This is a genomic window from Shimazuella sp. NTD247, from assembly GCF_059510415.1.
In genome coordinates this window covers 255067-267417 of sequence record NZ_JCAJZU010000004.1, presented here as the reverse complement: position 1 = coordinate 267417, position 12351 = coordinate 255067, and the positions used below count along the sequence as shown (strand labels likewise).

Genomic DNA, 12351 nt, shown 5'->3' with positions numbered 1-12351 from the left:
AAAAAATCAGCCACTTCATCGGTGACTGATTTATCATGCCGTCTCTTTATCTTCTTCAATATCACGTAAATCCAATACAACTACCTTTTCTTTTTGCTGCTCAGCTCTCAGCCAATCCGTCAATTCTTCTTCGGAAGATAGTTTACGCGAAAAAACATCTAAATGCTCGTATTTTTGCTTTAATCTTTCAATAATCGAGATCGTGTCGTCTGACGAGCCCATATCTAAGCAAGTGATTCGTCCTTTTTTCAAACCTTTGGCACGTAAATGGTTCGCCATGTGATAAGAACGAATCAGCCACTCAATGGAATGCTGGCTATTGTTCGTTATAATCACAAGATGCGATGCTTTATGGTGGTATAACCCTTTTCCAAAAGTGAGCAACCTTCTATACAGAAACACGAAAGCGACGACGAGAACTGCCCCGATCAAAAGGTACCAGTAACCCATACGCCTTACCTCCTTAACATTCAATCTGTTGTTTGGTCACTTTCTAGGCAAGAGTCTACTCGCAGTGTATGCTGCTTTCCCTGTATTGATCCAATCGTTCTTTCTAAAATGTAATACTATTTTCATTTTACCATTTTCCTGTCAGAAAGGAAACGGCGAAGTTGGTTGATCACGTGAATGATTAAATACAATCAGTTATGTTATTAGGCAGTTGAGATAAACCAATTTAGACTACCCGAAACCGGGATTTTCCCCAGCCACAACTGACTATAAAATTACATCCATTCTATATCCGTAAATCTTTTACAACACATGCCTTGGTGTAGAGACAAAAACATTGCTCACTTAGTTCATTCTCGCTGTTAATTTATAAGTTAAGTAACTAAACAATATACTTATTATGTTTCGTTATACAAAATCATAGCTTTGTTTGTATTATTTCAATACAGCTCGATATCGGTAAATCAAAACTATAAGTTACTGTTCGTTTGATCAAAAAAAGAGACCTAACTTTTTGCTGATATTGACTCATGTTCAACGTTTTATATGTATTAGTCCTATTTAGTTAAAAAAATCATTGTAAGTTGAAAGATTCCATCTCCATCTCTTTCGTCCTTTTGGACTCATCAGTATGTACAAAAATACATAGAGAGATGGCGGGCGTTCGCAGCATGCTGCGAACGCCCAGTGTACCTCCTCTTATTCTATAGTAGTTGTCAGTTGTAGGATTGCTCAGTGGTGGCGTCGATGTTGACGCCGCCGGAAGCCTCTGCCAGCTTGGCGAGGTCCTCGACGAGTCCGTTCTCACCCACCTGCACGACATTGAGCTTCAGACCGTGCAGTTCGGATACGTCCGGGATCGACGCTTGACCGTCGGTCACCATGACGATCTCCGGGTAACGGAACTTCCCTTCGCGAACAAGCTCGTTGACTCGTTCGCTTGCGGCAGTCAGCGGCCTGACGAAGTTGGTCCAGCTCCCAGAGTAATTCTTGGGATCTGTCACTACCTGCAGGAGTTCGCGGGCGGACTCCGGAGAGTCGGCATGGTACTCCTGCTCACCGAGCTCGCCGTCGAAGAACCGGAGGTAAACCTCCGCCTCTCCCTTGATCACGCGCTCAAGCGCGTTGATCGCGACACCGACTGCACGGCTGACAGCTGTACCTTCCATGGAACCAGTGCCGTCCATGAGCATGAACAGCAACTGCTTCTTGTCGTGCCGGGTGACCGGCTCGCGAACGAGCAGATCACCTGTAGCCGCCTTGTAGTACAGAAGGTCGTCGGGAAGCCCCCAGCTCTGCTGATTGATCCGCGGAAGCTCTCCCAGCTCCTGAATGGAACGGACTCTGATGTCCTCCCCATTCGGGTCAGGAGTGAGTTCACCCTGCGGGCTTTGGAACGCTTCGGTTTCGTCGAGCTGACGAGCAATGCGCAGCATTTCTCGCAGATCGATTCCTTGTGCCGCTGCGATTTCCATCGCCAGTTGGGTTTGGTTGTCCTCTCCCTCCTCATCGCCGCCGGCGAGACGAAGAAGCAGCGCCATACCCTGGGCATCGATTGGAGGAAGCTCCATGATGCCCATCAGCCACACCACGATGTCGAGGTAGTGGTAGTAATACACCTCGACGTAGTGCTGCGCGCTCTTGTACAGCTTCAGCGCGCGAACCGCCTTCATCATCTTGCTGCGTCCGGGTACCTTGTCGAGCGGGAAGCGCTCGATGAACTCAGCGATCTCCCTCTCCTTTGCCTTCAGGAGAATGGAGGTCTTCCCGCCACTTGATTTCGCCAGCATGTCCAGCACGAACTCGATGTCGCACTGGTCGAGATCCTTCATGCCAGCATAGCGGGCAGCTCGTCGAATCTTCGACTCGGGCGGCTCCAGGAGCCACTTTGGCGGAGTCATCACTCGCATGATTGATTACCTGTTCCAGCCGTTGTTGGAGTTCTTGAACTGCATGACCCTCTTGCTCGCGAAGTCCTCCAGGGAAACCATGTTCTGGAGGGCGCCTTCGGCGCGGGTCGCCAGCCAGCCGTTCGAGGACTCCTTGTAGTTACGGAGCTCGTTCACCAGATCGGTGATCTCCTGCCTGACCTTCTCTGCATCGGACCGGTTCTTGCTCTTCTTGATCCGGTTCTGCAGGTCGTTGCGGCGCATCTCGATCTGGGGGATGCGGACCTGAGCCTGCTTCAGCTCCTCCATCTTACGCAGCGGTTCGATCTTCTCGTCGATCAAGTAGCTGAGATCCCCCGTCTGCGAGACGAGGTCCCTGTAAGTGGAGATCAGATTCGAATCGGCATCCGAACCGAGCTTGACCGAGTCCAGTCGAGTTGAGAGGTGCTGAAGTTCCTGCTTGCATCCCTCCAGCTGCTCGATCGTGTTCACGGAGTCGACATTGACCTCGATCTTTCCGAGGTCGTTCTTGATCTCGTCGATGATCGAGGCGACCATCAGCTCGGCCTTCTTTTCCTCGATCATCTTGCAGATCGACTCGAAGAGGTTCTGGCATCCGGGCAGGTACTTGACCACCTGGATGTCCTCGGCGTCAGCCGTGTTACGACCGTTGATGACGGCAGCAGCCTTCACGAGGTGCAGCGTCTTCATGGCGGTACGCGGGCTGATCGTCACCTTTTCCTTGCGCAGTTCGGCGAGGACGTGTGCCAGAATCTGCTTGACCACCGAGCCGACCTTGACCATCTTGGTCTTGGCCTGCATCTCCGCGATATCCGCCCATGAGACAGACGGCTTGGCGTCGGAGAACTCGGTGTTGAACAGCTGCGTGAAGTCGTCCTCGGTGTAGCTCGGCCACTTCACCTCCCACTGGAGGGGGAAGCGCTCGATCAGTGCACCGACGGAGTTGTTCGCCGAGGCGATCTCGGTCGGCGACATGTTCGTCGCCGCAGCGAGCACTCGGTTCACGAGCGGGACCCGCTGGTCGCCGTTGCGCAGTTCCTCCTCGGTCAGCACATCCTTGAGGAACGTCAGCACCCGCTCAGGCGCATCGAACATCTCCTCGAACATGGCGACTTCGTGGTCCATGAAGCTTCGCTGGGTCGCGAATTCCATGACGCGCTCGGAATCGAACTTCGCGAAGTCGATCCCTCCGAACAGTTCCTCGGGCGTGGTGCCCTGACCGAGGGACTTTACGAAGGGCTTGCGGTCCTTGATCACCTTGAAGGCGGCCTTGAGGAACTCCGACTTGCCGTGTCCGCCGGGACCCGAGAACACGAGGTTCTCTCCGGCGACCAGAGCGAGCGAGACGACCGCCCGCATGTCGGCGGCGTACATGAAGCCCGCCGTGGCTGCCTCGATGCAGTCCAGGGTCAGGGTGTGCTTCTTCGCCGTCGTCGCAGCGGTCGCGGACTCAGCTCCGGTGATGACAGTCATGATTCTTCCACTTCTGTGAGTTCTTTTACTGACAGACTACTACAGGTGAAAAGGTAACTGATATACCTTTCCGGTATGTGCGAATATTATACCATATCCCATGATACAAATATGTTCATAAACAATGAATTCGCAGCTATTTTTTGCAATGATTTTTAAAGAATCATTGTATTATGTTCCTTGCAATAAATTACTCTTCCAGAACACAAACAAAAAAACACCTCACTCCATATTTATCAGAGAGAGGTGCTGTTTATTTAACTTACGCTTCGTTACGTAAAATCTCAGCTTTATCGGTTTTCTCCCAAGGAAGTTCGATATCTGTACGGCCAAAATGGCCATAAGCTGCTGTTTGTTTGTAAATTGGGCGACGTAAGTCTAAGGAACGAATAATTCCCGCAGGACGTAAATCGAAATGCTTTTCTACTAATTCAACCAAACGATCTTCGGAAACCGTTCCTGTTCCGAAAGTGTCCACACGAACCGACACAGGACGCGCTACCCCAATTGCATATGCCAGTTGAACTTCGCATTTTTCTGCCAGACCAGCTGCAACAATATTTTTGGCAACATAGCGAGCAGCATATGCAGCAGAACGGTCAACTTTGGTTGGATCTTTTCCAGAGAATGCCCCGCCACCATGACGAGCATAACCTCCATACGTATCAACAATGATCTTACGGCCAGTTAGTCCTGCATCTCCAAGCGGTCCGCCGATTACAAAACGTCCTGTTGGATTAATGAAATATTTGGTTTTGTCATCAAGCATCTCTTTTGGTACGATAGGCTCAATTACATGACGGTGAATATCTTCTTTAATCTGACCAAGAGATATATTTTCTGCGTGTTGGGTGGAGCATACAATGGTATCGATCCGGATTGGCTTGTTACCATCATACTCTACCGTTACTTGAATCTTCCCATCTGGACGAAGATAAGCTAAGGTCCCATCTACGCGGACTTCATGTAAACGACGTGCTAATTTATGAGCAAGTGAAATTGGCAATGGCATTAGTTCAGGTGTTTCATTTACAGCAAAACCAAACATCAAACCTTGGTCTCCTGCCCCTATCGCTTCGATCTCCTCTTCACTCATCGCACCTTCTTTTTTCTCCAGTGCCTCATCGACACCTTGGGCAATGTCAGCAGATTGTTCATCAATCGAAGTAAGGACTGCACAAGTTTCAGCATCAAAGCCATATTTTGCACGATCGTACCCAATCTCCTTAATAGTAGAACGAACTAATTTCGGTATATCGACATAGCAGTTGGTGCTGATTTCTCCAGCAACCAAAACAAGCCCAGTGGTAACGGATGTTTCACAGGCTACTCGAGCATTTGGATCCTTTGCTATAATTGCATCTAAGATGGCATCTGAAATTTGATCGCAAATTTTGTCTGGGTGTCCAGCTGTTACGGATTCAGATGAAAACAGAGTACGACTCATTTGTTATCCCCCTTTTCTTTTCACAGAAAAAATAAATTCCGTCCTTTTCGGCACAATAACCATAGATTAACGTATCAACTACAGAAAAACAATAACGAATCATAAAGATATTTATTCCTATCGAAAAGATTGGAAAAAAAGTAGTCAAGAATGTGATTTTTTGCCTATTTTCTTGAAAAGAACTATCATTACATTGTAGTATGTTCTATAGTGCGTAATTATTATCTTTTATAAGAAAGGAAATGGACCGATGATGGAACGCGTGGAACAAAGCCGCAAAAAACGGGTTGATCATAAAAAACGAAAAAAATGGGTTCTACGGGTATCACTGTTCTCTTTAGTGGCCATTTTAATCGTAGGAATATATTTTGTTGGTACAATTTGGGGTGCCCTGACAAAGGGGCATGACACCGATCAAGCTAAATCAAAATATCGTACCCAAGAAGTCGATATTAATAAAGATCCTTTTACAGTACTTTTTATTGGAACAGACCAATATGATTCAAAAGCAGAACAAGAAGACGCTTACCGTACGGACGTTTTGATGGTAGCGGCTGTTAACCCGCAAAAGAAAACTATCAAATTGGTTAACATCCCACGGGACACATACGCTACCATTGCACACACAGACGGTTTTAAGACCAAGATTAATGCTGCTGCGTTTTGGGGTAAGAAAAAAGGAGTCAATCCAATTCAAAATACCCGTGAGACGCTTGAAACGCTCCTGTACGGAGTCCCTATTGATTACTATGTGAAAATCAACTTTAAAGGATTCATCGATATTGTAAATGCAGTTGGAGGCGTAGATGTAAACGTCCCAATGACTTTCCGAATAAGTACTTTTGACCGTGTTGTGCAGTTTAACAAAGGGCCTATGCATCTAAACGGAGAAGAAGCATTACCTTATGTTCGTATGCGGAAAAAAGATCCATTAGGTGATCATGGTCGAAACAAACGACAACAAGAGGTTATCAATAAACTGTTAGATAAGATGGTCAGTTTTGATTCCCTCAGTAACTTTACGCAAATTACAAGTGCTGTAGGAAATAACTTAAGTTATAGTATTGATCCCAGTGAGTTTTTAAGTTTGGCGCAAATATACAAAAATACACCAAAACAAAGCATTGAAACATTAACAGCAAAAGTGGAAGATAAAAAAGTAGATGGTGTTTGGTACAGCTTTATGAAACAAGACGAAAGAAAACGTTTAAGCACCATATTAAAACAAGAATTAGGCCTGTCTACCAGTAATAATGGAGAAGCAGACACAAGTACTGATCCTACCGGAGATAGTGGCAGCAGTAGTTCCGATAATAACAATGCTGATTAACAGCAATAAATAAATTTAGACAACAAGAACGGTGACAGACACCGTTCTCTTTTTTTGGGGCTGATCATATGAGAAAAACAATAGGAGAATATGGAGTCACAGAAATCGTCATCCAAAAATCCCGGTTTATTTGCCAAGCGAAGCGGGTGAAAACAGAAACAGCTGCACAACAATTTATAGCAGAAACAAAAAAACAATACTGGGATGCTACCCATAACTGCTATGCCTATATCATCACCAATCAAATACAAAAATCTGCCGATGATGGAGAACCAGCAGGAACTGCTGGACGCCCTATTCTGGAAGCTATCCACAGTAAAGAGCTCACAGAAACAGCTATTATTGTTACACGTTATTATGGGGGAGTAAAACTTGGAACAGGCGGGCTTGTACGTGCCTATGGTCAAGGAGCAATCGCAGCAATACAACAGGCAGGCATTCTAGCAAAAAACACATATCAGCAAGTATTTCTGACTTTTGATTATTCCTTTTTGGGTCGATTGGAGCACGAGTTGCGAAATACCCCTATTCTATTAGATGATCCAGAGTACGGAGAAAAGATACACTGGTCCATCTGGTTACCAACTGAAATTGCAGATGAATATCTTACTAAAATAACCGATTGGACAAGCGGGCAAGTCCATTTGCAATTAGGAAAAACAGAAGAAAAAATATCCGTTTAAAAATTGTTTACACCCTCAAGAGACACTTGAGGGTGTATATATGTAATTATTTTTTATTTTTATTTTTCTATTTACTGATGAAGAAGACGAAGCAAAAACGCAAGCATCACTTCCAGTCCAACGGGAATTGCTTCCTCATTAAACTCAACATCATTGGAATGAAGACTAGTAATCGGTCGTCCGACAAAACCTACTCCTTGACGAGCAAGCAGCATTTTCTTTACATATTTTTGCACTTCACCAAAATCTTCTCCACCCTTCGAAAGAACTGCTTCTTCTACGCTATCTTCATCAAGCAACTCTCCGATGGTCTCCGTAAAGAGATCAACTAGGGAAGCATCACAGATGCAAGGATAAGGATAGCCCTCTTCGATGATCGGCATAACCTTATACCCAGGATGATAAGCAATAAATCGCTGGGCAAACTCACCGATGAATGAGAGAATCTTCTCCCGAACTGCAGGATCATGACAACGAACGGTTCCATTAAAAACAGTATATTCCGAGATCACATTTGGTGCACTGTGATGATTCGGGTGGTCGTCCATCTGTCCACAATGGATCTTCGTAATAACGGTACAAAATTCATCTTCTGACAGCCCCAAAGAATGCACCCAAGCATACAGTTCGGGATACTCCTCTTCCCAATATGGCTTAAGTGATCCAGCGAAAATCTGCCGAAGCATGGAAACCATTTCGACAGTCGGATCGATTGGATTTTTTGCCTTGTCTGGATGTCCAGAGTGACCATCCTTACCAGTGACACGCACATAGAAAGTATCATAACTAGCGGTGATAGCGCCCTTGCGAACAGCAAATTTTCCTGCTGGAAGATCAGGGTTTACATGATACATAATTGCCGCATCAAACCGATCCCCAAGCACATTTACCATATATTCCATCATATCTCTGCAGCCTCCAGGAGGCTGTTCCTCCGCAGGCTGGAACATGATGGTCATTATCCCAGCGAATTTGTCCTTATTCTCATAAAACCACTTTGTAATGACAAATGCTTGCGCTGTGTGATAATGATGCCCACAGTTATGACAAGCATTATCAAAACCTATCTTGACACCGGCGTTTGGCCTTGGCACCATGGGAAGTGCATCTATGTCGCCACGGAACAAAATAGAAGGGCCGCTCCCCTTTTCTCCCTTAATCTGAACTCTCAGGCCATAGGTAAGCCCATTGGCAACTGGAATTCGCATAAAGGGAATCTTGTACTTCTTCAGAAGTTTTTCAAGAAACGGAAGTGTCCACTTGGTCTCTTCAAATGATTTGCAGGGATGCAGATACATCTGACGGCTAATATAACGCGCCAGATCGATATCACTGATCGAAACATTCGGGATCATTTTTTTCTCCATGGAAAAAGGCAATAAGACAACTACCATTATAATCATTTTTTTCGATATATTCCAATTTAATTGAATAGAAAAAAAGGCAGGGTTATCATACACCCCTGCCTTTTTGCTTTAAAATGCTGGTACAACTGCACCTTTGTATTTATCCTCAATAAATTTTTTCACCTCAGGTGAATTCAATACTTTTGCTAGTTTTTGGATTCGAGGATCATTTTCTTTTCCTTTTTTGGTAGCTAATACATTCACATAAGGAGACTTTGAATCCTCAATAAACAGTGCATCTTTCGTTGGATTTAGTTTTGCTTGTAGTGCATAGTTAGTATTAATCACAGCAAGATCTACCTGATCCAAAACTCTTGGTAACATTGCCGGCTCCAAAGGCTTTAGTTCGATATTATGCGGATTAGATACAATATTTTTTGCTGTTTTTTCGCCAGTGCGGTTATCTAATTTAATGACACCATTTGCATCCAATAACAACAAAGCACGGGTAGTTTCAGATGTAGCATTTGGAATTGCTACTGTTGCCCCATTTGGAATTTTGGTTTTGTCTTTTATTTTTTGGGAGTAAACACCCATTGGTTCAATATGAACACCTACAACTTTTACGATATGATAGTTATTTTCTTTATTCGTTGTTTCCATCCAAGGAATATGCTGAAAATAATTTGCATCGATCTGCCCTTCTTCTACAGAACGGTTTGGTAAAACATAATCTTGGAAAACCTGCACCTGAAGATCAACGCCTTGCTTTTTCAAAATCGGCTTCACAAAGTTTAATATCTCTGCATGAGGTACTTGCGTAGCTCCTACCTTTAATACTTTGGATTCTGTATTTCCAGTGCTATTATTCGAATTTCCACAAGCCGATAAAACAAATGCGAAAAGTAAGGATAAACCAAGTAATATACCTTTTTTCATTCCCATACTCCACCTTTATGATTGTAAATTTCTTTTATCTAAGCGACGGGCGATAAAATCGCCTATCCATTGAACCAACTGAACCAATACAACCAATAAAATACCACAGGCGAACATCATCTTTTCGTCAAACATTTGGAACCCATAGCGAAGGGCAAGGTCACCCAAGCCTCCCCCGCCAACCATACCAGCCATCGCTGAATAACTGATCAGACTGACACAAGAAACGGTTAAACCAGAGACAATCGCGGGCATTGCTTCTGGAAGAAAAACACGCCATACGATCGTAAAAGGACTTGCTCCCATTGCTTCTGCTGCTTCTACCACACCTCGGTCGATCTCTCGAATTGCTGTCTCCACCATTCTTGCGAAAAATGGTGCAGCGCCAGCGATTAATGGAATCGTAGCTGCAGTCGTTCCAAGCGAAGTTCCCAAAATCCATTTGGTAACTGGAAATAAGAATAAGATCAAGACAATAAAGGGAACTGCGCGAAAAACGTTTACGACAAATCCTAATGCTTTTTGTATCCAAGGAACTTCCCAAAACTGCCCTCTATCCGTAATTACCAATAAAATGCCTAATGGAACACCGATCAATGCAGAAAAAAATGTAGAAATTGCTACCATCAATAATGTTTCCTGTGTTCCTTGCAAAATAAGTGACCAATCAAGACTAGGAGACAATTCGCTTCCCTCCTTTTTCTTCTGTCAAACCAAGAAAAGTTTTGGTGACCTGATGTTTTGGATCTTGAAATACATTTGTTACTAAACCACTTTCTACAACACTGCCAGACTCAAGAACAGCCACATGAGAGCATACTTTTTTTACAACAGACATCTCATGGGTAATAAACACAAAAGTGATCCCTGTTTCTCGATTGATCTCTTGAATTAATTGAAGAATGGAATCTGTTGTTGCTGGATCCAGAGCAGATGTTGCTTCATCACACAAAACAATCTCAGGATGATTCGCTAATGCTCTTGCAATTCCTACTCGTTGTTTTTGTCCGCCGCTCAATTGTGATGGATAGCTGTTTCTTTTTTCAGTCAAGCCCACACGTTCGAGCAATTCTTCCACACGTACCTTTATCTCTGATTTCTTCTTCCCTACAATCTGCAGTGGGAAAGCAATATTGTCAAAGACAGTACGCGAAGTGAGCAGATTAAAATGCTGGAAAATCATCCCGATTTTGCTTCTTAGCTGCCTGAGCTCAACCTTACTCAACTCAGCTATATTTTTATCACGTATGAAAACTTCGCCTTCCGTCGGCTGTTCTAAACCATTTATCATTCGCAGCAAGGTACTCTTTCCTGCTCCGCTATGACCTATAATCCCAAGCATTTCTCCTGCCTGTATGGATACAGACACACGCTCAAGTGCTGTCACTTCAGCAAATCGCTTGGAGACGTTTTGCAACTGGATCAAACTCAATTTCAAAGCACCTCCTAAAGTAAACTTGCCAGTTGGCAAGTCGTTAAGACGTAGCCAGAGGCTTAGTTGCCCTTATGTGGATAAGATAAAATTTTACTATCTTATCCACTAAAATAACAAAAACCCTTTCTGCACAATGATGCAAAAAGGGATATCTTCAAATATCGCCTTCTCTCATCTGTCAGAAACAAAATTCTGTAGGAATTGGCACCTTTCCTCATAAGGATGGTTGCCGAGGTATCACAGGGCCTGTCCCTCCACCTCTCTGGATAAGAGAAATCCATATCAAGTTAATGATATTATACTTTATAAAAATATAAAAATCAAGATGAAACTATAGAAATCGAATAATGTCTCGCTGCTGGAATATCTCAGGAACGGTTGCATGCTGATAAAAATGAGCAAATACTTGCTTTGTCGTCTCCACACCATGCCACTCGTTACTCAATGGATCTTTTCCATCAGCTTGAAATCCAAATATTTTTGTATACCATGGTTTGCTTTGTTCAGGCTGTACTTCCCCCAAGATATAATGGTAATGATGCTTATCATCGACTTGATGATACTCAATAAACTGTACTTGCTCATTTCCAAAGCACTGGATATAACTTCCTGTTTCTGTATCTTCTAAAATACAAAATTTATGGGCATCCCCATTGAGCATTTCAAGACGATGTAAAACAACTTCCAATGACGGATCAAGTATTGCTTCAGCCCCACTCTCTATGTCAAACACAAACTTCATTCGATCCCTCCTTATGTAAGTAATATACAATATATTTTATCGAAATTTATGAAAATTTGATATACAAGTATCGGCTTAGAAACAATAAAAATTCTTCTTCGCAAATAAAATTCTGATTTACTTGAACAACTCGTCTCTAAAAAGAGACGAGTTGTATTACTCATGATCGAAGCGAGCTATGCCATTGCTGGAGTTTTTTGCCATGATACCAGTGCTCAGCAAGTATATCTACTGCCATACCCATCATGTACCCATTAAACATAGTTTGCACGTTCAACACATCATGAGCCGCATCCAGAGCAATTTCGTCTACTTCTTTACTTTGTGAACTCATCCGCTTTTCCATCAGATTTGCCCACAATTCAATAAACTTAACAATCTCATCCAAGTATGGGACTCTTTTTGCGTTTTCCTTAAAATCATGCCATTTCTTTGGATCAACAAGCAGCATCATGGCTCCTATGAGCTCTATCTATTTAGAACTACACAATCGTATTGTATATTTGTCATCATGACAACTTTGACACTCCCACGGCTTTAGCCGTGGGATTCTTGGGTAGTCCACGCACGCAGTCCATTTCTGTTTTGTGCAACTC

The 12351-nt window shown here is 43.8% G+C and carries 11 protein-coding genes, 1 pseudogene and 1 riboswitch; of the genes and pseudogenes, 2 read left to right on the top strand and 10 right to left on the bottom strand.

Features of this window, described 5'->3' with window-relative positions; genetic code table 11:
* Positions 1–33 precede the first annotated feature (33 nt).
* The 4 genes from AC5WOC_RS12100 to metK all read right to left on the bottom strand — a co-directional run bounded on the left by AC5WOC_RS12100 (position 34) and on the right by metK (position 5280).
* Complete coding sequence (locus AC5WOC_RS12100) at positions 34–450, bottom strand: hypothetical protein (RefSeq protein ID WP_496055671.1); 417 nt, start codon at positions 448–450, stop codon at positions 34–36.
* Positions 451–1166: 716 nt separating this feature from the next.
* Positions 1167–2360 carry a vWA domain-containing protein gene (locus AC5WOC_RS12095; RefSeq protein ID WP_496055670.1) on the bottom strand — a complete coding sequence of 398 codons (1194 nt, stop codon included), beginning with the start codon at positions 2358–2360 and terminating at the stop codon, positions 1167–1169.
* A gap of 6 nt (positions 2361–2366) precedes the next feature.
* Positions 2367–3833 carry an AAA family ATPase gene (locus AC5WOC_RS12090; RefSeq protein ID WP_496055669.1) on the bottom strand — a complete coding sequence of 489 codons (1467 nt, stop codon included), beginning with the start codon at positions 3831–3833 and terminating at the stop codon, positions 2367–2369.
* Positions 3834–4095: 262 nt separating this feature from the next.
* Positions 4096–5280 (bottom strand): methionine adenosyltransferase, encoded by a 1185-nt coding sequence (gene metK, locus AC5WOC_RS12085; RefSeq protein ID WP_496055668.1) that lies wholly within the window; start codon positions 5278–5280, stop codon positions 4096–4098.
* A gap of 250 nt (positions 5281–5530) precedes the next feature.
* Between metK and AC5WOC_RS12080 the strand changes: the two genes are divergently transcribed.
* Both AC5WOC_RS12080 and AC5WOC_RS12075 read left to right on the top strand, forming a co-directional pair.
* The gene (locus AC5WOC_RS12080; RefSeq protein ID WP_496055667.1) at positions 5531–6610 is read left to right on the top strand and encodes an LCP family protein; all 1080 of its coding nucleotides are present in this window, start codon (positions 5531–5533) and stop codon (positions 6608–6610) included.
* 68 nt (positions 6611–6678) lie between these two features.
* Complete coding sequence (locus AC5WOC_RS12075; RefSeq protein WP_496055666.1) at positions 6679–7293, top strand: YigZ family protein; 615 nt, start codon at positions 6679–6681, stop codon at positions 7291–7293.
* Positions 7294–7364: 71 nt separating this feature from the next.
* Here AC5WOC_RS12075 and AC5WOC_RS12070 read toward each other — a convergent pair whose 3' ends face one another.
* The 6 genes and pseudogenes from AC5WOC_RS12070 to AC5WOC_RS12045 form a co-directional block, all read right to left on the bottom strand.
* Positions 7365–8648, bottom strand: a complete 1284-nt coding sequence (locus AC5WOC_RS12070; RefSeq protein WP_496055665.1) for a M20 metallopeptidase family protein — start codon at positions 8646–8648, stop codon at positions 7365–7367.
* A 120-nt stretch (positions 8649–8768) separates the two neighbouring features.
* On the bottom strand, positions 8769–9578 hold the full coding sequence (locus AC5WOC_RS12065; protein ID WP_496055664.1) for a MetQ/NlpA family ABC transporter substrate-binding protein: 810 nt from the start codon (positions 9576–9578) through the stop codon (positions 8769–8771).
* Positions 9579–9593: 15 nt separating this feature from the next.
* A complete protein-coding gene (locus AC5WOC_RS12060) occupies positions 9594–10262 on the bottom strand; it encodes a methionine ABC transporter permease (protein WP_496055663.1) in 669 nt (222 codons plus the stop codon).
* Between the two features lie 31 nt (positions 10263–10293).
* Positions 10294–11004, bottom strand: a pseudogene (locus AC5WOC_RS12055) (methionine ABC transporter ATP-binding protein); the annotation flags it as partial.
* Between the two features lie 177 nt (positions 11005–11181).
* A riboswitch (SAM riboswitch) is annotated at positions 11182–11286 on the bottom strand.
* Between the two features lie 58 nt (positions 11287–11344).
* Complete coding sequence (locus tag AC5WOC_RS12050) at positions 11345–11755, bottom strand: VOC family protein (RefSeq protein WP_496055662.1); 411 nt, start codon at positions 11753–11755, stop codon at positions 11345–11347.
* A gap of 160 nt (positions 11756–11915) precedes the next feature.
* Entirely contained in the window at positions 11916–12209 is a 294-nt protein-coding gene (locus AC5WOC_RS12045; protein ID WP_496055661.1) for a hypothetical protein, read from the bottom strand.
* Positions 12210–12351: the final 142 nt, after the last annotated feature.